This is a genomic window from Hydrogenophaga sp. (genome assembly GCF_050250835.1).
GTDB lineage: Bacteria > Pseudomonadota > Gammaproteobacteria > Burkholderiales > Burkholderiaceae_C > Hydrogenophaga.
Genome location: NZ_JBFWNX010000001.1, coordinates 524,255 through 544,507 on the forward strand (window position 1 = coordinate 524,255; position 20,253 = coordinate 544,507).

The 20,253-nt window shown below is 66.9% G+C and carries 23 protein-coding genes; 4 read left to right on the plus strand and 19 right to left on the minus strand.

Annotated elements, in window-relative coordinates:
- Window positions 1-20: 20 nt before the first annotated feature.
- Window positions 21-1,178 carry an ankyrin repeat domain-containing protein gene (locus tag AB7F11_RS02475; protein ID WP_428290407.1) on the plus strand — a complete coding sequence of 386 codons (1,158 nt, stop codon included), beginning with the start codon at window positions 21-23 and terminating at the stop codon, window positions 1,176-1,178.
- A 23-nt stretch (window positions 1,179-1,201) separates the two neighbouring features.
- On the opposite strand, the gene AB7F11_RS02480 is transcribed toward AB7F11_RS02475, so the two are convergent.
- The 12 genes from AB7F11_RS02480 to flgB form a co-directional block, all read right to left on the minus strand.
- Window positions 1,202-2,401, minus strand: a complete 1,200-nt coding sequence (locus tag AB7F11_RS02480) for an HDOD domain-containing protein (protein WP_428290408.1) — start codon at window positions 2,399-2,401, stop codon at window positions 1,202-1,204.
- Between the two features lie 13 nt (window positions 2,402-2,414).
- Complete coding sequence (gene flgL / locus AB7F11_RS02485) at window positions 2,415-3,632, minus strand: flagellar hook-associated protein FlgL (protein ID WP_428290409.1); 1,218 nt, start codon at window positions 3,630-3,632, stop codon at window positions 2,415-2,417.
- Window positions 3,633-3,643: 11 nt separating this feature from the next.
- A complete protein-coding gene (flgK, locus tag AB7F11_RS02490) occupies window positions 3,644-5,557 on the minus strand; it encodes a flagellar hook-associated protein FlgK (RefSeq protein ID WP_428290410.1) in 1,914 nt (637 codons plus the stop codon).
- 15 nt (window positions 5,558-5,572) lie between these two features.
- Entirely contained in the window at window positions 5,573-6,424 is an 852-nt protein-coding gene (flgJ, locus tag AB7F11_RS02495) for a flagellar assembly peptidoglycan hydrolase FlgJ (RefSeq protein ID WP_428290411.1), read from the minus strand.
- Between the two features lie 244 nt (window positions 6,425-6,668).
- Window positions 6,669-7,793 carry a flagellar basal body P-ring protein FlgI gene (locus AB7F11_RS02500; RefSeq protein WP_428290412.1) on the minus strand — a complete coding sequence of 375 codons (1,125 nt, stop codon included), beginning with the start codon at window positions 7,791-7,793 and terminating at the stop codon, window positions 6,669-6,671.
- Window positions 7,794-7,839: 46 nt separating this feature from the next.
- Window positions 7,840-8,532, minus strand: a complete 693-nt coding sequence (locus AB7F11_RS02505) for a flagellar basal body L-ring protein FlgH (protein WP_428290413.1) — start codon at window positions 8,530-8,532, stop codon at window positions 7,840-7,842.
- 9 nt (window positions 8,533-8,541) lie between these two features.
- Complete coding sequence (gene flgG, locus AB7F11_RS02510) at window positions 8,542-9,324, minus strand: flagellar basal-body rod protein FlgG (protein ID WP_428290414.1); 783 nt, start codon at window positions 9,322-9,324, stop codon at window positions 8,542-8,544.
- A gap of 123 nt (window positions 9,325-9,447) precedes the next feature.
- Window positions 9,448-10,185 carry a flagellar basal-body rod protein FlgF gene (gene flgF / locus AB7F11_RS02515; protein WP_428290415.1) on the minus strand — a complete coding sequence of 246 codons (738 nt, stop codon included), beginning with the start codon at window positions 10,183-10,185 and terminating at the stop codon, window positions 9,448-9,450.
- 37 nt (window positions 10,186-10,222) lie between these two features.
- Window positions 10,223-11,446 carry a flagellar hook protein FlgE gene (gene flgE, locus AB7F11_RS02520; RefSeq protein ID WP_428290416.1) on the minus strand — a complete coding sequence of 408 codons (1,224 nt, stop codon included), beginning with the start codon at window positions 11,444-11,446 and terminating at the stop codon, window positions 10,223-10,225.
- 52 nt (window positions 11,447-11,498) lie between these two features.
- Window positions 11,499-12,161 carry a flagellar hook assembly protein FlgD gene (locus AB7F11_RS02525; protein ID WP_428290417.1) on the minus strand — a complete coding sequence of 221 codons (663 nt, stop codon included), beginning with the start codon at window positions 12,159-12,161 and terminating at the stop codon, window positions 11,499-11,501.
- A gap of 3 nt (window positions 12,162-12,164) precedes the next feature.
- Window positions 12,165-12,569 (minus strand): flagellar basal body rod protein FlgC, encoded by a 405-nt coding sequence (gene flgC / locus AB7F11_RS02530; protein ID WP_428290418.1) that lies wholly within the window; start codon window positions 12,567-12,569, stop codon window positions 12,165-12,167.
- A 17-nt stretch (window positions 12,570-12,586) separates the two neighbouring features.
- On the minus strand, window positions 12,587-12,988 hold the full coding sequence (gene flgB / locus AB7F11_RS02535) for a flagellar basal body rod protein FlgB (protein WP_428290419.1): 402 nt from the start codon (window positions 12,986-12,988) through the stop codon (window positions 12,587-12,589).
- A 185-nt stretch (window positions 12,989-13,173) separates the two neighbouring features.
- Between flgB and flgA the strand changes: the two genes are divergently transcribed.
- The 3 genes from flgA to AB7F11_RS02550 all read left to right on the plus strand — a co-directional run bounded on the left by flgA (window position 13,174) and on the right by AB7F11_RS02550 (window position 14,772).
- Entirely contained in the window at window positions 13,174-13,917 is a 744-nt protein-coding gene (gene flgA / locus AB7F11_RS02540; RefSeq protein ID WP_428290420.1) for a flagellar basal body P-ring formation chaperone FlgA, read from the plus strand.
- Between the two features lie 131 nt (window positions 13,918-14,048).
- Complete coding sequence (gene flgM / locus AB7F11_RS02545) at window positions 14,049-14,372, plus strand: flagellar biosynthesis anti-sigma factor FlgM (protein WP_428290421.1); 324 nt, start codon at window positions 14,049-14,051, stop codon at window positions 14,370-14,372.
- 22 nt (window positions 14,373-14,394) lie between these two features.
- Window positions 14,395-14,772 carry a hypothetical protein gene (locus AB7F11_RS02550; RefSeq protein ID WP_428290422.1) on the plus strand — a complete coding sequence of 126 codons (378 nt, stop codon included), beginning with the start codon at window positions 14,395-14,397 and terminating at the stop codon, window positions 14,770-14,772.
- Between the two features lie 72 nt (window positions 14,773-14,844).
- On the opposite strand, the gene AB7F11_RS02555 is transcribed toward AB7F11_RS02550, so the two are convergent.
- From AB7F11_RS02555 to flhF, 7 genes are all read right to left on the minus strand, one after another.
- Window positions 14,845-15,645 (minus strand): alpha/beta fold hydrolase, encoded by an 801-nt coding sequence (locus tag AB7F11_RS02555; RefSeq protein WP_428290423.1) that lies wholly within the window; start codon window positions 15,643-15,645, stop codon window positions 14,845-14,847.
- Between the two features lie 2 nt (window positions 15,646-15,647).
- Window positions 15,648-16,205 (minus strand): hypothetical protein, encoded by a 558-nt coding sequence (locus tag AB7F11_RS02560; RefSeq protein WP_428290424.1) that lies wholly within the window; start codon window positions 16,203-16,205, stop codon window positions 15,648-15,650.
- Window positions 16,206-16,297: 92 nt separating this feature from the next.
- Window positions 16,298-16,708 carry a PaaI family thioesterase gene (locus AB7F11_RS02565; protein ID WP_428290425.1) on the minus strand — a complete coding sequence of 137 codons (411 nt, stop codon included), beginning with the start codon at window positions 16,706-16,708 and terminating at the stop codon, window positions 16,298-16,300.
- Between the two features lie 22 nt (window positions 16,709-16,730).
- The gene (locus AB7F11_RS02570; RefSeq protein ID WP_428290426.1) at window positions 16,731-17,000 is read right to left on the minus strand and encodes a DUF1272 domain-containing protein; all 270 of its coding nucleotides are present in this window, start codon (window positions 16,998-17,000) and stop codon (window positions 16,731-16,733) included.
- A 208-nt stretch (window positions 17,001-17,208) separates the two neighbouring features.
- Window positions 17,209-17,925 carry an RNA polymerase sigma factor FliA gene (locus AB7F11_RS02575; protein ID WP_428290427.1) on the minus strand — a complete coding sequence of 239 codons (717 nt, stop codon included), beginning with the start codon at window positions 17,923-17,925 and terminating at the stop codon, window positions 17,209-17,211.
- A 2-nt stretch (window positions 17,926-17,927) separates the two neighbouring features.
- The gene (locus AB7F11_RS02580) at window positions 17,928-18,728 is read right to left on the minus strand and encodes a hypothetical protein (RefSeq protein WP_428290428.1); all 801 of its coding nucleotides are present in this window, start codon (window positions 18,726-18,728) and stop codon (window positions 17,928-17,930) included.
- Window positions 18,721-20,241, minus strand: coding sequence for a flagellar biosynthesis protein FlhF (gene flhF, locus AB7F11_RS02585; RefSeq protein WP_428290429.1), 1,521 nt, complete (start codon window positions 20,239-20,241; stop codon window positions 18,721-18,723). The genes AB7F11_RS02580 and flhF overlap by 8 nt, the downstream gene beginning before the upstream one ends.
- Window positions 20,242-20,253: the final 12 nt, after the last annotated feature.

A 20,253-nucleotide genomic window follows, 5' to 3' on the forward strand; every position in this document is an offset into this window, starting at 1 on the left:
GGACACAAAACGGCACAGACATGGACGAACTGATAAGCGCCATTGCAAATGGCGGGGATGAACAGAGTATCCAGGCAATCATCGAGCGACTGAGAGTGGCAGAGAAGGATCTGAATGCCCAAGATAACAATGGATGGACCCCCGCCCACTTCGCAGCCTTTCACGGCCGTGCGGGAGCCATTACCGCCCTGGGTGCAGCCCGTGCGAAACTGGATGCAGCCGACATCGATGGACACACCCCCGCCCACATCGCAGCCTTTCACGGCCATGCGGGAGCCATCACCGCCCTGGGTGCAGCCCGCGCGAACCAGGATGCAGCCGACATCGATGGACACACCCCCGCTCACATCGCAGCCTTTCACGGCCATGCGGGAGCCATCACCGCCCTGGGTGCAGCCCGTGCGAACCTGGATGCAGCCAACATCGATGGACACACCCCCTCTCACATGGCAGCCTTTCACGGCCATGCGGAAGCCATCACCGCCCTGCGTGATGCCGGCGCGAACCTGGATGCGACGGACCGCGATGGACTAACCCCCGCCAACCTGGCGGCGTTTGCAGGTCGCCAGGCATTGGCCAACGCTTTCCCCTCCTACATTGAGACCGCGCTCATGACCCGGGTGACCACGGCGCTCGATGCCAGTTCGGAGCAGTCGCATAAAAACCTGGCAGCCGATCTCACATGCCAGATCCTGGCCACGCCGTACACCTCGCGCGGAGATACCCGACCGGTCAAACTCCCCGATGGCATCGATCCCCGCACCAAGCGCCCCATCACAGGCAGCGTGTTGTCCGCCGCCGCAGCGGCAAGGTGCATGCAGCCAGGGGTGTTGGGCGACCACGGCCGTCCACCCCCGAGCGACCCCATGACCAAGCGCGTTTTCTTAGAAAACGAGGCGCGGGCATTTCTGCATTCCCCGGGTTTCGTTCAAGGCGATCCCGCTCGCCTGGCGCTGGTGACAGCGGTGGGGGAGGCCTGTCGGCAAACCGACAGGTCACCGCAGGCGCTCATTGCGGCCGCGACTGCGGCTTCGGCTGCGCAGGCCGCCGCTGCCGTTGCGGCCCCAGCCCCACTTGATTTCCGGGCCATTCTCGCCACCCAGGGCGCAGGTGCCGCAGCCGGGGCGGGCGGGGGTGCAGCAGCTCCTCGCCCTGATCGGGGCGGCCCCGCCCTGTAGACGTCGACACAGCACGTCAGCCGCTACGTCAAGCGCTCTGATCGCTTGCTCGCGTGATCCCGGCTGGTGGCCAACATGCGAATGAGCGCGCGGTTGGCGTGTTCCAGGCTCACATCGTGGCGGTTGCAGATGGCGGGCACGCGGTGCAGTTGCCCGGGCTCGCCGAGCGCGCGCGCCACGTCCAGCAAGGGGTGGTAGGGCCCGTCGTGGCGCAGCAGCGCGTCGAACACGCGCCCGGCCAGCGGCAGGCGGTGCAGCAGGTCGCCCAGGGGCTGGTGCAGCAGGCGGTCGAGCTGGGCCAGCAGGGCGGTGGTGTAGACCTCGCCGCGCAGGTTGTCGTCTGAACCCGTGGCCAGCAGGTGCTGGGCCAGGCGTGAGCGCATCACCATGGCGTAGCGCACCGGGTGGAGGTCGCGGTCGGGTTCGCTGCCGGGCAGTTGCTCCACGAGCCAGCGGCCGAGCTCACGAAAGCCCAGCATCATCAGCGCGTGGCGCAATGAGGCGATTTCATGGCGCAGGCCGTAGGCGGCCGAGTTGACGAGCAGCAGGATGCGGTAGACCAGCACCGGGTCTTGCCGCACCAGGCGTTCCAGGTGTTCGAGCGAACCGTCTTCGTCTTCCGTGGCGCGCAGCACCTGGCGGATCACATCGGCGTCGTAGTTCAGGGGCTGGTGGCGGTGGGCGTACAGCACGTCGCTATCGGGCCAGCCGAGCACGCCCCAGGCACCGGCCTGGTCCAGGCACTGGCGCGCCAGCGTGGCGCTGGTGATGCCTTCCACCAGCTGGCCATTCAGGCCCGACGGGGGCGCGGATTCTGCACCGAGGCGCAGCAGGTTGCGCGTGTCCACGGGGGCCACGCCCTGCCCTCGCACCGCGTCCAGATCGGTTCGGCGCAGCAATTTGTGGCCGCGTCGGGCAGCCGCTGCAAGGCGGGCCAGCGCTTCGGGGTCTTCGTACCAGGTGCCGGGCACTTCCAGCCAGGTGTTGTGGACCGGTGGGCAGGCCATGGCCTGTTGCAGCAGCTTCGGGCTTTCCACCGCGAGGATGAGCACGGGCGCGCTGGCGGGCCAGTCGTCGCCCAGCGCCTGCATGAGGTGCGTGGCATCGACCGACTCGGGGTGCACCGCACGCACGCCCAGGCGCACCGCCGCGAGTTCGCGGCCGCGGTTCCACACCGGCTCGTAACCCAGCGCAACACTGTCCAGAACGGTGTGACTCAACATGAAAAAGGAACCCTCAACCGATCACCGAGAACAGCGACAACCGCTGCACCTGCGCGTACGACTTGATGGCGGCCTCCAGACCCAGTTCCTGCGTCTTGAAGTCTGAAAGACCCTGCACCATGTCCATCTCTTCGAGCCGCGCTTTCTCGGCCTTCAGGTCCACGCTGCGGTCTTCCATGAGGCCATTGAGCGAGTCCGAGCGGTTGAGCCATTCGCCCGCGCGTCCCCGCGCGAGCAACACGCGATCGTGGCCCGCATCGAGCTCGGTCATGGCGCGCGCGAGATCCTGGGACAGCGCGGCGCTGTTGCCGGCGGTGCCGCTGCGCAGCGCATTCACCGCGTTCTGCACGACCTCGAAAATGTCGGTGTTGCCACTCACCGGCGCCACGTCGATGCGGTCGCCAGCAGCGGGCGTGCCGCGCATTTGAAGCGACATGCCGTCGAAGCTGATGGTGCCCCCGGCCACATAGGGCACGCCGGTGTGCCCCGCCACCGGTGTGCCGGTGGTGGTGTTGGTCACCGTGTACTGCAAGACGCCGGCCACGTCGGCGATGTCGATGCGGTAGGCGTCGCCCGTGAGCAGGGCGGGGTCGGCGACCTGGCCCATGTCGGTGCTCATGCCGCCGGTGTTGGCCGCATTCAGGCCGATGGTGAAACTGCCGTTGCCCTGGGGCACGCGCATCCAGATGGCTTCGCCATCGAAGGCCTGAGGCAAGGAGGCGGCGCCGGCTGCGGCCTGTCCGCGCTGGCCCTGGAACTGCACGCCCGCACCGCTGGGACCGTACAGGTCCACAAACGGGGTAGAGGCGCCGCCCAGGCCACCATAGAGCGTGCGCCCGGCGCTGTCCTTCCGGTTGGCCACGTCGATCAGCTGTTCGCGCAGACCTTCCAGCTGTCTGGCCACGTCCTCGCGTTCACTGCTGGTAAAGGTGGCGTTGCCAGCGGTCACCAGCAGGTCGCGCACCTTGATGATCAGTTCGCTGGATTCGGCCAGGCCGCTCTCGGCCTGCTGCAGGCTGGTGGTGGCGGCGTCGAGCGCGCGCAGGTCGGCCTGGGTGCGAGAGAGGCGGTTGGCGGCCGTCTCGGCGAGCGTGGCGGCCACGGGGTCGTCGCTGGGCCTGAGAACGCGTTTGCCGGTGGCCAGGTTTTCCTGCAGTTTCGACAGCTCGGCCTGGCGGCGCGTGAGCAGCGCCACGGTGTTGTCGTAGGCATTGGCGGTGGAGACTCGCATGGTGATGTTCCTTATCGACCGATCGTTTGCAGCAAGCTGTCGAAGGTGCTTTGAGCGACCTGGAGGAATTTGGCCGCCGCCTGGTAGGCCTGCTGGTACTGAAGCAGCCGTGCCGCCTCTTCATCGAGGTTGACGCCGGACACGTTGGCGCGCGCGGTCTCGGCGGTGGTGGCCACCTGGCCGGAGAACTCGGCCGCAAACTGCGCGCCCTGCACGCGGGTGCCCACGTCGGAGAACAGGCTCACATAACCGTCGGCCAGCGGCACGCCTTCAAAGGTGGCGCGATCGCGCAGCGCCAGCATGGCCGACGCGTTGCCCGAGTTCTGCGTGGTCGAGCCGGGAGGTGCCGCGCCCACGCTGAAACTGTCGCCCGCCGTGGGGCTGCCGCGCAAGGTGAGGCTCCAGCCGTTGAAGACCATGGGCTCACCGGGCTTGAAGTTGTAGCTCGCTGGCGGGCCTGGGTTGTCGGGTGCGGGGTTGCCCGGGCCCAGGCCCGTGGCGGTGAACGTGCCGTCGGCCTGGAAGGTGATGGTCACCGGGTCGGTGAGGTTGGCCGAGGCGGATGTGGCGTACAGGCCTTCCACGCTCAGGCCCGTGCTGTTGCCGGTTCCGGGCGTCACCAGCACCGGGCTGGCAGCGGCCAGCCGCTCGGGCGAGCCGATGGCGAGCTGGAGGTTGCGCGCGGCGGCTTCGAACGGCCGCACCTTGAAGCTGTCGCCCGGCACCGCGCCGGCCACGTCGAGGTTGAATGTGAGCCCGTCGATTTCGGTGGGCAGCGCCGGCACCGTCGTGGCGTTGCCATCCGACAGGCGAATCACGCTGACACCACCCGCCTCGAAGCGAACTTCGTAGTCCGATGCGATCAGCGCCGCCGGGTCGCTCACGCTGGCGCTCACGGCACCGGTGCCCAGGTTGGCGGACGCTGCCGTCCCCCGGGCTGCAGCGAGCGGCACAAAGAAGTTCTGGCCGGGATTGCCCTGCAGGTCCACGCCCAGCGCGTGCTGCGCATTGACGGTGGTGGCCGTGGCCAGGGCCATGCGGCCCAACAGGTTCTGCACATCGACCAGGTCGTTGTTGAGGAATTTCATGAGCCCCGACAGCTCACCGCCCCCCAGGGTCGTACTGTCCAGCGGGGTGGCCACGCCACCCTGCACAAACGACAGGCCCACGCGCTGGCTGTCGTTGGGGTCGCGCGTCACGGCGAGCTGGTTCGCAGTCTGGCCCAGCACCAGGGGCTGGCTGCCCGCCACGAACACGCTCACGCTGCCGTTGCTGGCCTCCACCGTGCTGATTTGCACCTGCTTGCCCATGTCGCGCAGCAACTGGTCGCGCTGGTCGAGCAGGTCGTTGGGCGCGTGTGTCTGACTGCCCGCCTCGGTGAGTCGCTGGTTGATCTGGGCCAGTTCCCTGGCCATGGAGTTGATGGTGTTGACGGCACCACCCACCTGCTGCTGCGTGCTGGCGGCCAGGGCATCGAGCGTGCCCGCCGTGTTGCGCAGGCGCGAGGCGAATTCTTCAGCGCGTGCAATGGTGACCACCCGCGCAGTCAGGTTGCCGGGCGAAGAGGACACATCGCTCCACGCATTGAGCATGTCGTTCATGGCCGCACCCAAACCGGCGGTGCCGGTGGGGAACGCGGCTTCGAGCTGCTCCAGGCGCGCCAGGCGCAGCGCATCGGACGCGGCGACAGCGCCGGTGTTGCGCGCCTCACGGGTCAGGAATTCGTTGTGCGAACGCTCGACCGTGGACAGCTCCATGCCCTTGCCGAAGTAACCGTTGCCCATGCGCTGGTAGCCGGTGACCTGCAACTCGACGTTCTGCCGCGAATAGCCCACCGTGTTGGCGTTGGCGATGTTGTGGCCCACCACCTGCAAGGCCGCCAGGTTGTTGGTGAGCGCACGGGTGGCGATGTTCAGCGATGACATGGGGGAGTGGCCTCTTTATCCTTGAGCACGCTGCAGGTTCAGGGTGGTGTTGATGGCGCGACTCAATTTGGCGGCGTACTGAGGGTCGGTCGCATAACCGGCCTTCTGCAGACCGCTGGCAAAGCCCTGGACCGAACCGAGTTGCTCCATCACCTGTCCGTAGCGCGGGCTCTGGCTGATGAGCTGGGCGTAGTCTCGGAAAGAGTCGGCATACGAGTCGTAGGCGCGGAACTTCGCCGTGACCTTGCGCGCCTCGCCGTCGACGTATTCAGTGGTCGTGATCTCGGCGACCTTGCCCTTCCAGTTGCCCGTGGCCTTGATGCCGAACAGGTTGTGCGAAGGCGTTCCATCGGCATGCCGGATCTCGCTGCGGCCCCAGCCGGTTTCGTGGCCCGCCTGCCCAATCATGAAGCTCGCGGGGATACCAGACTCGCGCGCCACTTCGGCGGCGGCAGCGCCGTGCTGATCAACAAAACCAGCCTGACGCGGGCCGGCGCTGGCACGGCCGACGGTGCTGGCCTCGCCAGTTTCCGGCAACGGGCTGGCAGCGTCGGCACCCTTCATCTGGCGCGCCAGCTGGCGTTCGATGGCTTCGGACAATCCTCCGGGCAGCCCCGAGAGCTGCACCGCGAACTGCTGGTCCAGCAGGTCCGTGCCCATGTCACTCCCCTCGCCGTCCATCAGGCCTGACTTCTGCGTGGCCTCGCGCATGCTCTTGATGAGCTCGCGCATGAACAGCGATTCGAATTGCTTGGCGGCTTCCTTGAGCGCGGCCCGGTCGTTGCCCTTGCCCGAGCCGTAGCGCAGGGCGTTCAGCGCGGTCGGGTCGGCGGCGAGGCCGGTGGGCTTGAGGGCATTGGCGTTCATGGTTGGCGAATCCCGCGCAAAGCCTTCGACAGGCTCAGGCCGAACGGGGTGTGCAGGCATCTCCCGAGGAACGGAGACTGGAGCCAACGAGCGAGAAGATTTCCGTTCGAGCTGAGACACACATCTCCGTTCGGGCTGAGACACACATCTCCGTTCGGGCTGAGCCACAGATTCCCGTTCGGGCTGAGCCTGTCGAAGCCCTCGCTCGAACGGCGGCCCATCTGAACAAGAGATCCGTACAACATCAGATCACCTCAAGCTCGGCGTTCATGGCACCCGAAGCCTTGATGGCTTGCAGGATGGCGAGCAGATCCTGCGGCGTGGCGCCCAGCGAATTGAGCGCGCGCACCACGTCCGAGAGTTGCGGCGCGGCATCCATCTGGATGAGCGATCCCTTGTCCTGGCTGATCTGGATGTTGGCCTTTTCGCTCACCACGGTCTGCCCGCCCACCGACAGCGGGTTGGGCTGGCTGATGACGGGCGTGGAGCTGATGCTCACCGACAGATTGCCGTGCGAGACCGCGCAAGCGCTGAGCGTGACGGCCTGGTTCATGACGATGGAGCCGGTGCGCGAATTGATGATCACGCGCGCCATGGGCACGGCGGCGTCGAGCCGCACCTCTTCCACACGCGCCAGAAAGCCCACGCGGGCCGAAGGATCGGCCGGCGCACGCAGGCGCACCACGCGGCCATCGACCGCGCTGGCCACGCCGGCACCCATGGCCTTGTTGATGGCGTCCGTGACGCGGCTGGCGGTCTGGAAATCGTTGGAGCTCAGGCCCAGGTCGATGGTGTCGCCCAAAGCGAACGGCGTGGCCACCGCCCGTTCGACCTGCGCGCCGCCAGGCACGCGCCCCGCGCTCAGGTGATTGATCTGCACCTTGCTGCCGCCGGCCGAAGCCCCCGCGCCTCCCACCAGCAGGTTGCCCTGGGCCAGTGCGTAGATCTCGCCGTCGGCGCCCTTGAGCGGTGTGGTGATGAGGGTGCCGCCGCGCAGCGACTTGGCGTTGCCGATGGAGGAAACGGTGACGTCGATCATCTGGCCGGGCTGGGCGAAGGCAGGCAGTTGCGCGGTGACCATGACGGCCGCCACGTTCTTCAACTGCATGTTGGCGCCCGGTGGCAGGGACAGGCCGAGTTGCTGGAGGTAGTTGTTCAGGCTCTGCGCGGTGTACGGCATCTGCGTGGTCTGGTCACCCGTGCCGTCGAGACCCACCACGAGGCCGTAGCCCGTGAGCTGGTTGGAGCGCACTCCCTGCACCGACGCGATTTCCTTCACGCGGATGGCCTGGGCGGCCGCTGGCAGCGCCACCGCCACGGGAAGCAGGGCCAGGGTCAGCGTGCGCAAGAGGTATGAAAGGGATTTCACCGCAAGGTTCCTATGAGGACAGTCCGTGGTCCATTGTGGTTCGGAGCTAGAACGGCAGAACCGTCAAAAAGAACCGTGCGAGCCAGCCAATTGAGAGCGCTTCGCCCTGCGCGCCGCGCCCGCGCGACTCGATGCGTGCGTTCGCCACCTGCGTGGAAGCCACCACGTTGCCGGGGCGGATCTGTCTCGGATCGACCGTGCCGGAGAAGCGCAGCACGTCCACGTTCTGGTTCACGCCGATCTGTTTTTCCCCCACCACCAGCAGGTGGCCGTTGGGCAGCACTTCCTGCACCGTGGTGGTGATGGAGCCTGAGAAAGTGTTGGCGCTCTGCGTGCTGCCGTCACCCGAGAACTTGTTCGACGAGTTGGCCCCCAGGTCCAGCTTGCCCAGCAGCGAACTGCCCGGGCTCACAAACGGAATGGCCGACACACCGGCCGAAGCGTCACCGCTGCGGTCGATGGAAGCCGACGAACTCTGGCTGGCGCTGATGCGCTCGGTGATCTGGATGGTGAGCGTGTCGCCCGGCAGGCGCGCGCGCGGGTCTTCGAACGCCGGCCGGTAGCTGGCCGCCTGGAACAGGCCACCGCTGGGCGAGACCGTGGTGGCGGGCGCGGCGAGCGCCGGCGCCTGCGCATAACGCACCGGGGCGGCCGGCACCAGGTCGACCTGGGGCGTGCGCTGCAGCGTCTCGCAACCGGTGGCGAGCAGGGCAAGCAGCAGAGTGAGTGCAATGCGCATGGCGAATCCTCAGAGTTGGCTGAGACGCTGAAGCATCTGGTCGGATGTCTGGATCGCCTTGGAATTCATCTCGTAGGCGCGCTGCGTCTGGATCATGGTCACCAGTTCCTGCACCACGTTGACGTTGGAGGTCTCCACGAAGCCCTGCATCAGCGTGCCCATGCCGGCCGAGCCAGGCGCCCCGTTGATGGGGTTGCCCGAGGCCAGGCTTTCGGCATACAGGTTCTGGCCCATGGGTTCGAGACCGGCCGGGTTGATGAAACTGGCCAGTTCGATCACGCCCACCTGCTGCGGAGCCGCATTGCCCGGCAGCTTGATGGTCACGACGCCATCGCTGGAGATGGTGATGCTCTGGGCTTCGGCGGGCACCGTGATGCCGGCGGTGAGCGGGTAGCCGCTGGAGGTGACGATGCGGCCTTGCGCGTCGGGCTTGAAGCCGCCATCGCGCGTGTAGGCGGTGGTGCCATCGGGCATTTCCACCTGGAAGAAACCGTTGCCGTTGATGGCCAGGTCCAGCGGGTTGTCGGACTGCTGCATGCTGCCCTGGCTGAAGTTGCGCGTGGTGGCCACGGTGCGCACACCCAGGCCCACCTGCAGCCCGGTGGGCAGCTCGGCCTGCTCGGCCGAGTTGGCACCCACCTGGCGCAGGTTCTGGTACATGAGGTCTTCGAACACGGCGGTGGCGCGCTTGAAGCCCGTGGTGGACACGTTCGCCAGGTTGTTGGAGATCACGTCCAGCTGCATCTGCTGCGCCTGCATGCCGGTCTTGGAAATCATCAGGGAATTGATCATGGTTCTTCCTTGTTCAGTGGAGGCGATCTGGACCAGAGATACCGAGGAACCGGCTTTGCCGGGCCTCAGGTATCGCTCCCCTGGGGGGGTGGCGCGAAGCGACGCGGGGGTGTTCTCTCATCCTTAGCCGTTCATGCTGAGGAGTTGGCTGGCGGTCTTGTCATTGGTTTCGCCGTTCTGCAGCATCTTCATCTGCACCTCGAACTGGCGCGCGACGGCGATCATGCCGATCATGGCTTCCATGGGATTCACGTTGGAGCCCTCGATGGCGCCGTCCTGCAGGCGGGCCACGTCGCTGGCGGGCAGCGGGTCGCCTTGCAGCCCGCGGAACAGGCCGTCCTCGCTGCGGCGCAGCGGGTTGTCGGCATCGGGCACCACCATCTTGATGCGGCCCACGGTCTGCGGCGGCTCTTCACCCACCCGCGTGCTCACGGTTCCGTCGGTGGCGATGTCCACGCGCGCACCTTCGGGGATCACGATGGGGCCGCCATCGCCGAGCATGGGCATGCCCTGCGGATTCACCAGAGTGCCTTCGGTGTTCACTTCGAGCGCCCCGGCGCGGGTGTAGGCCTCGGTGCCGTCGAAGGCCTGCACGGCAAAGTAGGCATTGCCCTGTGCGGCCACGTCCAGGTTGCGGCCGGTCTCGGTCACGGCGCCGGGCAGGTTGGAGTGGCCCGCCGTGGACTCCAGCGCAAACACGCGCGTGGTGGCGCCGTCGCCTCGCACGGGCACGGCGCGAAAGGTGGAGAGCTCGGCGCGAAAACCCGGCGTGGACGCATTGGCCAGGTTGTTGGACAACACCTGCTGACGATGCTGCGCGGCGTTGGCGCCGGTCATCGCGGTGTAGATCAAACGGTCCATGCGGGGCTCCTTGGGTTCGATTCAGGTCAGGCGTTCATCAACGCATGTTCAGCAAGGTGCTGAGAACCTGGTCCTGCGTCTTGATGGTCTGTGCGTTGGCCTGGTAGGCGCGCTGCGCGGTCATCATGTTGACCAGCTCGCCGGTGAGGTCGACGTTGGAGTCTTCCAGCGCGCCGGCACGAATGCCGCCGAAGTTGCCGGAACCGGGCTCGCCGCGCACCGGTTCGCCAGAGGCGAAGGTGGCGGTCCAGTTGCCGCCGCTGGAGGGCGACAGGCCCTGGGTGTTGCGGAAGTTGACCAGCGCCACCTGGCCGGCCGCACGCGTCTCGCCGTTGGAATAGCTGCCAGTGACCACGCCGCTTTCGTCGATGGTGAGGCTCACGAATTCACCCGGGTAGTAGCCGTCCTGGTCGAGATCGTGAATGGCAAAGCTGGTGCCGAACTGGCTGGCATTGGTGAGGTCGAGGGTGACGGGGAAGGTCACGGCGGGGTCGTTGGGCGAGGCCAGCGTGATGGTGGGAGCGGGTGTGATGGAGGCCGGATTCAGCGAGCCGTCGGCATTGAAGTTCAGCACCACCGGCGGTACGAAGGGTGCCGGCGCGCTGCCGTTCACGCTGGTGTAGACCTCCCAGCTGTTGTTGGCCGTCTTGGTGAAGGCAAGGCCCACGGGCACTTCCATGCCTTGCGGGTCGTAGGCCACGATGGAGGTGCCGTAGGTGGTGATGGGCGTGGGCGGCGTGACGCTGGACGCAATGGGTGCGCGCGCATCCAGGTTGAACTCGGCCACGATGCCGCTGGTCTGGCGCGCGGGTATCGGGGCGCCGGTGGGCAGCGAGAGCGGCTGGCTGTCGAAGCTCAGGCGGTTGCCTGCGGCGTCGGTGGGGTAGCCCATGAGCTGGCCGCCTTGCTGGTTGATGATGTTGCCATCGGGGTCCAGTTTGAACATGCCGGCGCGGGTGTAGGCCAGCGTGCCGTTGGGCTGGGTGACCTCGAAGAAGCCATTGCCGTTGATCGCCAGGTCCAGGTCGTTGCCGGTCACGGTGATGTTGCCCTGCGTGAAGAGCTGCGACACGGTGGCCACGGTCACGCCGATACCCTTGTTGCTCCCACCGGCCGCATTGACCGAGCTCGCGTAGAGCTCGGCGAACTCGGCGCGCGAGGTCTTCATGCCGACCGTGTTGGCGTTGGCGATGTTGTGGCCGATCACGTCGAGGTTGCGACTGGCGCTGTTCAGACCGGAGAGACCTTGCTGGAATGCCATGGTGGTGTCCTTTGGGTTGGAATGGGGTGCGGTAGACGGAAGGTGTCAGGGCTCACATGAAAGCGAGGACCTGGTCGTAGGTGCGCGAGCTGCCGTCCTGCAGCAGCATCTGAATGGAGCCCGAAGAGAAGCTCACCGAATCGACCGAGAGCCGCTGCAGCGCCAGGGCGCTGACCGACTGGGTGCCGTTGAACGCCCGCACCTGGAATCCCTTGACCGTGGCCGGGTCGATGCCGGCGGCGTTCCAGTCGAAGCCGTGCAGGCCCGCATTCATGGCCCCCATCTGCAGGGTGTCGATCACCTCGCCGTTGGTGCCCATGATGTCCACGCGCACATCGGTTGCCGGGGCGTCGAGTGAGAAAGCGGCCTTGGCGTTGTCGCCCTTGTAGGTGAGCGTGGACCCAGGCAGCAGTGCTTCGCGGCCGATCAGCGAGGTGCCTTGCAGTTGCGTGAGCGAGGAGAACTGCGTGGCCATGCCCTTGAGCGTGGCGTTGAGTTCCTGAATGCCGCTGACCGTGTTGATCTGCGCCATCTGGGTCGTCATCTGCGCGTTGTCCATCGGGTTCAGGGGGTCCTGGTTGTTGAGCTGCGCCACCAGCAGCTTGAGGAACCGGTCCTGCGACGCCGCCGGGTCCATGTTGTTCTTGGCAGACGTGCCGGTGGTGCTGCCCGGCGTGGTACCGAGCGTGGTGAGGTCGAGCGGCTGGATGAACATGGTTTACTGCCCCATCTGCAGGGTCTTGAGCAACAGCGACTTGGCCGTGTTCATGACCTCGACGTTGTTCTGGTACGAACGCGAGGCGGAGATCATGTTGACCATCTCCTCCACCGGGTTCACGTTGGAGTGGGTCACGTAGCCCTCGCCGTCGGCGCTGGGGTGGCTGGGGTTGTATTCGCGGCGGCCCGGGGTCTGGCTCTCGACGATGTCCTTCACGGTCACGCCGGCATTGCCCTGGCCGCCCATGGGTTCGGTCTGGAACAGGATGTGACGCGCCTTGTAGGTCTGGCCATCGGGCCCGGCCACGGCATCGGCGTTGGCCAGGTTGCTGGCCACCACGTTGAGCCGCTGCGACTGCGCGCTGACCGCGCTGCCCGAGACACCGAAGATGGAGAACATCGACATGGCTAATTCCTTTCAGGTCACTGGCCCGTGATCGCGGAGAGCATGGTTTTCACATGCCCGTTGATGAAACGCAGCGTGGATTCGTAGCGCACGCTGTTGTCCACGAAGTTGGCGCGCTCGCGGTCGAGGTCGACCGAGTTGCCGTCCTGGCTGGGCTGGGTCTGCAGGGTGTAGGCCAGCTCGGGTTGGCCGCCCTGCCCACCGCCCAGGCGCATGTGGCGCGTGTCGGTGGCGGCCATGGCGGAACCGCCCAGGGCGCCGGATGCGTTCTTGAGCGCCTGCGCGAAGTCGAAATCGCGCGCCACGTATCCCGGTGTGTCCGCGTTGGCGATGTTGCTGGCAATCACCTGCTGGCGCTGCGAACGCAGCAACAGGGCGTTGGCGTGGAAGTCCAGCTTCGCGGTCATCTGTTCAAGCATGTTCACCTCTGCGCGGGTTGGGGAGGCCGGTTGCGGGACCGGGGCGTGAAGGAATTATGAAAATCTTGAGGGTCGGCAATGGGCCGAACAAGCGGCGCTTTGCAAGGCATTTCCCACCTTTGCCCTGGCCTGCTCGCGCCTAAAGTGCTCACCTGTCCCCGCCCGAACGCCCCCAGGAGAAGCCCATGCCAGACCCCTTTTGCACCCCGCGCTCCGGCGCCCGAGGAGCGGGATGGATGGGCCTGCTGCTGGCTTTCGTGTGTCTGGGCAGCCCCGCCCGCGCCAGCGAAGCCCAGGCCCTGGAGCAGGCAGCGCGCGACTGGATTCAACCCGCGCTGGCCGCTGCCCTGCCCACCGGGGGGGCGGCCCCTTTGCGCACCGAGGTGGACGTGGGATCGCTGGACAGCCGCCTGCGCCTGGCCCCCTGCGACAAGGTGGAGCCCTTCATGCCACCGGGCTCGCGCCTGTGGGGCCGCAGCCGCATCGGCCTGCGCTGTGTGGAAGGCGCGCGCCGCTGGAACGTGTACCTGCCGGTCACGGTGAAGGCCTTCGGCCCGGCCTGGGTGCTCAAGCGCGCCGTGGGCGCCGGCGCCACCCTCACTCAAGAAGACGCCGAACTGGCCGAAGTGGACTGGGCAGCCCACCGCGCCGGCGTGCTGGGCACGCCCGAACGCTGGGTGGGCATGGAAACCGCCTTCGCCCTCACCCCGGGCCAGGCGCTTCGTGAACACATGGTCCGGCCGATGAAGGCCTTCGAGGCGGGCGCCCAGGTTCGGGTGATGGGCGGCGGCGAGGGATTTCGCATCAGCGCCACCGGCCAGGCGCTCACCGCTGGCCTCGTGGGGCAGAACGCCCGGGTGAGGCTGCCCGGCGGCAAGGTCGTCAACGGCCTGGTGCAGCCCGACCAGACCGTCGAGCTCCCCCTGTAAGCCGGACGTCCGCCACCCGCTGCGGGGCGTGACGGATTGCGCAAGACTGTGCAGCAAATATGTTTAAAGTTCGCTCAACCCCGGTCGATAGTTTCATGACATTGCCCTGAAACCAGGGTCTGGAGCGTGAAATGAAAGTCGATTCTTCACCCGATTCCTATATAGGTTCCGTGGCTGGCGGCCCCCAGAAGGCGGCCGACAAGCCCGTTGCCGGCTCCGAAGCCGTTGCTGGCACGCCTGCGGGCAAGCCCCAGGCGGCCGGCGTCACGGTGACGCTCTCGCCCTCCACCGTCTCGGCCATGGGCCCGGGCGGCGGCGGCGAAGTGTTCAACGCGGAGAAGGTCGAAGCCATGAAACAGTCGATTGCCAACGGCACGTTCCAGGTGAACGCCGAGGCCATCGCGGACAAGATGCTGGCCAATGCGGCCGAAATGCTGTCAGGGGCACGAGCCTGATTTTTCAAACCGAGCCATCGCCATGAACCACTCGCCCGCGAACAACGCCCACCCCTGGATCGCCACGCTGCAAGCCAGCCTGGACACCCTGGAGACCGCGTTGCTCAAGGGCGATGCGGCTGGCGTCGAGCAGGCCAGCGCGGCCATGCAGTCGGTGCTGCAGCAGGCGCCCAAGACCAGCGAATTCGCCGTGCCCGGCAGCACCCTGCGGCACGACATGCAGAACGCCGCCCAGCGCTTCGCCCAGTTGCGCTCGGCCGTGCTGCGCGCCAACGCCCAGAGCGAACGCGCCGTAGGCAGCCTGCTGCCCCAGCAAGCCCTGCAGCAGCAGCCCACCTACGGCCGCATCGTCAAGCCCAATGCCATGGGTGGCGCAGGCCGGGGTTTCCTGCGTGCCTGAGCGGTACCTCTTCCATGAAAAAACGGCCCATTGAGGGCCGTTTTTTTTGACTGAAGGCATGGGTGAAGGCGATCACGCCAGCCCATCCAGATACCGCTCGATCGCTTCGTTCACCAACTCCGCGTGGGTGATCGGCCCCATGTGGCCGAGCCGGTCGAAGCGGCGCATCTCCACCTGAGGCAGCGCTGAACCCAGCAGGCGCGCCACGCCATGCGCCGAGACGGTGGACCGCTCGCCCACCATGTAGAGCACCGGCACCTGCAACCCGCGAAATGCCGCCAGCGGTGTGGGCTCGGTGATCAGCGCGTGGGCCCAGCGGCGCACCGCCCTCACCGATGCGGCCATGGCGGGTTTGCGTTCTTCGGGCGTGTTCTGCCAGCTGCCAGGGGCCATCCAGTAGTCGATGAAATGACGTGCGGCCGCGTCCTCGTCGCCGGCGTCCAGCGCGGCGGCCGCAGCGGCCACCGCATGGCGGATGCCATCGGCCTCGTTGGGGGAGGGTCGCTCGGCTTCCAGCAGCGAAAACAGCGTGGGTTCGTACAGCACGAGGGCGCGCACACGCTGCGGGTTGGCCAGGGCGGCGATCAGTGCAATGGCCGCGCCATACGAATGCCCCACCAGCACCAGCGGAGAGCCCGCCCGCGCGAACGCAGGCTCCACAAAGTCCACCTCATCGCGCAACGAGATGGTGCGGTCGGAGGACCAGTCCGGGCTTTTGCCCGAGCCGTAAGAATCGGGCGCCACCACCCGGAAGCGTGGCGAGAGGCGATCCATGAGGCCGCGCCACTGGCTGGACGAACTGGCATTCGAATGCAGACACACCACCCCTGGACCGGCGCCGGCTTCTCGGACGAAGGGCAGCGGCCGTGTCATGTTCAACGGTTCTGCTGGACCCAGCGATTGAACGCGTTGAACAGCGGATAGCGCGCGTTCTGGTCGGTCACGCCGGCCCACACGAAATCCATGTGGACCTCGCTCACGAACACTTCATCCAGTGTGTCGGGGTTGATGGCCAAGAGCTGCAGGTAGGTCTTGCTTTCACGCTGCACACGCTTGAAATGCACCCACAGGAAAGGCTTGTAGGCGCGGTAGAGCCTGTTCAGGCCGATCGGCTCGTTCAGGCTGGGCACCTGCTCCTGCAGGCGGTTGGCGATCACGATCTTCTGCAGATCGTCGTAGCTCACCACCTGGTCGAAGTAGCCCAGCGCGCGCATCTGTTCCACGGCGTAGGTGCCGCCACCCGATACGAAGGCCATGCCCTTGTGCTGTGCGAGCGGAAACTTGCGTGAGGTGACCACAGTGGCCTCGATGACGGTGCCCTTCTCCGACTTGATGAGTCCGGTTTGCGGGTCGACGGGCGCCACCTTCAACTGGGTGCCGCAGGCGGCAACGAGGAGGGAGACGAGTGCGAGGGCGAACAGGTGCAAGCGCATGGAAACCTTCATTCAAAAGACACTGCCAGCGTGGTCAGCGCTCTGGATTATCTGGCAGCATCCTGGCCGGCACGCGTGCGAAACAGCACGGCCTAGCCTCGGGTTTCCATGACCAGTTGCGTCTGCGACACCACCGCACACAGCTTGCCCTGCGCGTTGGTGATGCGGGTCTCCCACACCATGGTGGTGCGGCCCCGGTGCAGCGCAACGCTCTCACCCTTCACCGAGGTGCCCACCTTGGCCCCTGCAATGAACTTGGTGCTCGAATCCGTGGTCGTGGTGTGGTGACCCGGTGCCAGATTGACCACCGTGCCGACCGCACCCAAGGTGTCGGCAAACGCCATGTAGGCGCCGCCGTGCAGGATGCCGCCGGCGGTGCACAGGTCGGGCCGCACCTCCAGCTCGGCCACGACGCGGTCGGGCGCCAGTTCGAGCAGCCGCACACCCATGAGGCCGGGAAACAGGGGCTCGATGATTTTCTGGATGGCGTCGATGTCGGGCATGGGAAGGGTACTCCGATCCGGTTCACGCATGGGATGTCGCCGCAGATGCCGCCTGGGCGCAGCCCTCGGGCTTGAAGACACGCGTGGTGGATGCCGGGTTGTTGCCGAGTTTGCCCGCAGGCCGCCGGGGCCGGCGCACCAGTTCACCGCCACAGTTGGGGCACACGCCGCCCAGCTTGCTTTGTGCGCAGCTCGCGCAGAAGGTGCATTCAAAGGTGCAGATGAGCGCCTCGGTGGAGTCGGGCGGCAGGTCGCGGTTGCAGCATTCGCAACCCGGTCGCAGTTCCAGCATGGTGTCCCTCCGGGCATTCGCCAAAAAAAGAAGTCCACTCTAACGGCCCCTATTGCGCAGCGCAACGCCCCCATGACTCGAAATGCACACGCCCACCCAGAGGCAGCGAGGGTCCGGCTCCGCCGGCCCAAGCTGTCGCTCTCCCTCCAAGCGCCGACAGGCGCGCCAGTGAGGGGGGAAGCCGCGGCAGCGGCGAAGGGGGGTGTTTCTAATGCTCGCGCAGCTTGGCCCGAAGCCGCGCGATCGACTGGCTGTGAAGCTGGCAGATGCGCGACTCGGTGACGCCGAGCACGGCGGCGATTTCCTTCAGGTTCATGTCGTGCTCGTAGTACATGCTCATGATCTGCTGCTCGCGCTCGGGCAACACCTTGATGGCGGCCACCAGGGCGGTGCGCATGCGGTGGTCCTGCAGCTTGGCCGACGGATCGGCGTCTTCATCACCCACGTGGCGGTCGAGAAAGCCATCGTCATCGTCGCCATTGCCACTGATGTCTTCCAGGTACACGAGCTGGGTGCCGCGCACCTTGGCCAGCAGGTGCTGGTAGTCGACCAGGCTCATGCCCATCTCTTCGGCAATCTCGCTCTCGCGCGGCACGCGGTGCAACTTCTGCTGAAGGCGGTTGACGGCCTGCTCGATGTCTTTCTGGCTCTTGCGCGAGCCGCGCGACATCCAGTCGCCCTCGCGCAGTTCGTCGATCATGGCGCCGCGAATGCGCTGACTGGCAAAGGTTTCAAACTGCACGCCCTGCGTGGGCTCGAAGCGCGCAATGGCTTCGGTGAGGCCGATCATGCCGACCTGGATCAGGTCGTCCAGTTCCACGCTGGGCGGCAGCTTGGCGATCATGTGGTGGGCCAGGCGGCGCACCAGCGGGCTGTACTTCTTCAGCTGGTCGTCGCGGTTGAGGGTCCCTTTGGCGGTGTACATCTTCAGCTCCAGAGAGGTTGGGTCGCACTCGCTCGACCCGCTTGCCAGCCACCCGGCACAAGGCCGTGGTATCCGTCGTTGTGAGAACTGGCCTTGCGAGGCCGCTCGATGGCGCCGGCCTGAACGCGCCGGGCCCAGCTCGCCACCGGCCAGGTCTCCAGGGCCAGGCCCAGGTGACGCTGCGCGGTGTCGGCCACGGTGTTCACCACCAGCTGCAACGAAGCCGGCGCGCCGCTGGCCAGCGGCGCGAGCACCGGTGCGAGACCTGCGGTGTGCAACAGCTTGACGGCGCCGTAGGCGTCGATGCTCGCTTGCGGCTGTTCAATCACAGGCACCAGGGCGCGCGCACCCAGGCCGGGCAGCAGCCCCGCGAGATCGAACGCCGGCGCAAACAGCAGCACCAGGACCCCCGAAGCAAATGGTGCGAGCAGGCGCGAGATGGCCACCTGCGAACCAGCGGCCTGCGCGGTCTCGCACAAGGTGCGCAGGCCATGGGCGCCGGGCATCACCAGCCAGTCGACACCATCGGCGGGCCGTTCCAGATTCGCAATGGAAGGATCTTGCAGCGCGCGCAACAGACCCAGGTGGGTGCCATCGCGCGTTTCGCCTCGGGTGGACTCAGGCGCCGTGGCGTCCACAACGACGACCGCGCGGCCTTGCGCGGCGAGCGTGCCGGCGAGCGTGCAGAGCCATTCGTAGGCGCGCGCGGGCTGGGCCGGGCTGGCCACAGGCACCAGAGCGGCACTGCCCGTGGGCACCTCGGCGCGCAGGCCAGCGGCCTGGTCGAAGCCGGGTTCAAACATGCGAAGCCCCCAGCGTGATGCCGCTGGCCGATGCCGGCGAGAAGTAGAAACCCATGTCGGTGGGCTGAGGGTCGTAGGCCGACTTGCCCTGGGCGACCATGGACTGGCGCACGAGCGCAGCCGCATCGGCGTTCTGCCAGTCTTCGGGCACGCGCTGGCCGTTGGCCACGCCGCGCAGCGTCACACCGTGGCGCATCAGTGCGTCCAGCGCCGGACCAAGCTTGACAGCCTCGTCCACCTTGGAGAGCACCACGCCATGCAGCTTGCTGGCTTTGAAAGTGGTCAGCACCTCGTCGAGGGTGTCGCCTTGCGAACCAGCGTTGAGCACCAGCGTTTTCTTCACCGAAGGCATGTCCAGCAGATCCAGCATGTCCTGCACGCGCTGGTCGCGCTGGCCCAGGCCAGCGGTGTCGATGATCACCATGCGCTTGCCCGAAAGCAGGTTGAGCAGGTCCTTGAGCGCAGCGCGGTCCTGCGCCTGGTGCGCGACGACGCCGAGCATGCGGCCAAAGGCGCGCAGCTGTTCGTAGCCCGACACGCGGTAGGTGTCGAGCGTGATCAGTCCCACGCTGCCGGCGCCGAACTGCTTGACGCACTGGGCGGCCAGCTTGGCAGCGGTGGTGGTCTTGCCGACGCCGGTGGCACCGATCAGCGAGACCACGCCGCCTTCGTCGCACAGGCCGGCGCCGTTCGCAGCCACCTTCACGTTGCGGGTGATCACGTCCATGAGCCAGCGCACCGCTTCGGGCGCGGCGGCATCCGCCGGCACGCGTTCGAGCACGGCGCGCGACATCGCTGGCGAAAAGCCGGCGCGGATCAGCTTGAGCATGAGGTTGGACTGAATCGGGTTCTGCCGCGACGACCCGAGCCAGGCCAGCGTGTTGAAGCGCTCCTCGATCATGTCTTTCAGGGCCGAGAGCTCCACCGCCATGCGGCTGTCGTCGTGGTTGCCAAAGCGGGTGGACGGCTGCGAGTCTTCCCAGGCGGGCTCGGGGTTTGCTCGGGTGCGAATGGCCTGCGGCGCACGGGGCAACAGCGCCTCGGGATCGTTGAAGCGTTGCACCGGCACGCTGATGGGTTCGGCGGCCTGCACAGGGACCGGCGCGGACTGGGCCACCGCCGTGCGGCGCGGGGGATCGAAAGATTCTGGCGCGGCGGGCGCAGCACCCTCGTGCAGAGCGGCGCGGCGCTTGCGCAGCATGCGTTCGCGCACGTAGTCCTGGAAAGAGAGCGTGCTCATCGCCATGGCTTCGGTGTCGCTGGAGACCGAGTCCGTGGCAGCGAGCGTGGCGGCCGCTGCCCTGGTGCGGGGCGCCGGTGCGCTGCGCTGCGCGGGTGCCGGGCTGCCACCCCGGTCGGCCAGCGAAGCCAGGCTTTCCTCTGCGGCGGCCATCACCTCGAAACCGTCGCCGGTGGAGCGTGTCGAGAGAATGACGGCGCTGTCGCCGAAGGACAGGCGCGCCTTGGCCATGGCCTCGCGCGAGGTGGGGGCGGTGAAACGCTGGATGTTCATGCTAGGTGCCTC

Bases quoted from the DNA above. Each gene is read 5' to 3' on its own strand.
- AB7F11_RS02475 (WP_428290407.1), top strand. From the start codon at position 21: ATGGACGAACTGATAAGCGCCATTGCAAATGGCGGGGATGAACAGAGT.
- AB7F11_RS02480 (WP_428290408.1), bottom strand. From the start codon at position 2,401: ATGTTGAGTCACACCGTTCTGGACAGTGTTGCGCTGGGTTACGAGCCG.
- flgL (WP_428290409.1), bottom strand. From the start codon at position 3,632: ATGCGAGTCTCCACCGCCAATGCCTACGACAACACCGTGGCGCTGCTC.
- flgK (WP_428290410.1), bottom strand. From the start codon at position 5,557: ATGTCATCGCTGAACATCGCCACCCGTGCGCTCACCAACAACCTGGCG.
- flgJ (WP_428290411.1), bottom strand. From the start codon at position 6,424: ATGAACGCCAATGCCCTCAAGCCCACCGGCCTCGCCGCCGACCCGACC.
- AB7F11_RS02505 (WP_428290413.1), bottom strand. From the start codon at position 8,532: ATGCGCATTGCACTCACTCTGCTGCTTGCCCTGCTCGCCACCGGTTGC.
- flgG (WP_428290414.1), bottom strand. From the start codon at position 9,324: ATGATCAATTCCCTGATGATTTCCAAGACCGGCATGCAGGCGCAGCAG.
- flgF (WP_428290415.1), bottom strand. From the start codon at position 10,185: ATGGACCGTTTGATCTACACCGCGATGACCGGCGCCAACGCCGCGCAG.
- flgE (WP_428290416.1), bottom strand. From the start codon at position 11,446: ATGGCATTCCAGCAAGGTCTCTCCGGTCTGAACAGCGCCAGTCGCAAC.
- AB7F11_RS02525 (WP_428290417.1), bottom strand. From the start codon at position 12,161: ATGTTCATCCAGCCGCTCGACCTCACCACGCTCGGTACCACGCCGGGC.
- flgC (WP_428290418.1), bottom strand. From the start codon at position 12,569: ATGTCGATGTTCTCCATCTTCGGTGTCTCGGGCAGCGCGGTCAGCGCG.
- flgB (WP_428290419.1), bottom strand. From the start codon at position 12,988: ATGCTTGAACAGATGACCGCGAAGCTGGACTTCCACGCCAACGCCCTG.
- flgA (WP_428290420.1), top strand. From the start codon at position 13,174: ATGCCAGACCCCTTTTGCACCCCGCGCTCCGGCGCCCGAGGAGCGGGA.
- flgM (WP_428290421.1), top strand. From the start codon at position 14,049: ATGAAAGTCGATTCTTCACCCGATTCCTATATAGGTTCCGTGGCTGGC.
- AB7F11_RS02550 (WP_428290422.1), top strand. From the start codon at position 14,395: ATGAACCACTCGCCCGCGAACAACGCCCACCCCTGGATCGCCACGCTG.
- AB7F11_RS02555 (WP_428290423.1), bottom strand. From the start codon at position 15,645: ATGACACGGCCGCTGCCCTTCGTCCGAGAAGCCGGCGCCGGTCCAGGG.
- AB7F11_RS02560 (WP_428290424.1), bottom strand. From the start codon at position 16,205: ATGCGCTTGCACCTGTTCGCCCTCGCACTCGTCTCCCTCCTCGTTGCC.
- AB7F11_RS02565 (WP_428290425.1), bottom strand. From the start codon at position 16,708: ATGCCCGACATCGACGCCATCCAGAAAATCATCGAGCCCCTGTTTCCC.
- AB7F11_RS02570 (WP_428290426.1), bottom strand. From the start codon at position 17,000: ATGCTGGAACTGCGACCGGGTTGCGAATGCTGCAACCGCGACCTGCCG.
- AB7F11_RS02575 (WP_428290427.1), bottom strand. From the start codon at position 17,925: ATGTACACCGCCAAAGGGACCCTCAACCGCGACGACCAGCTGAAGAAG.
- AB7F11_RS02580 (WP_428290428.1), bottom strand. From the start codon at position 18,728: ATGTTTGAACCCGGCTTCGACCAGGCCGCTGGCCTGCGCGCCGAGGTG.
- flhF (WP_428290429.1), bottom strand. From the start codon at position 20,241: ATGAACATCCAGCGTTTCACCGCCCCCACCTCGCGCGAGGCCATGGCC.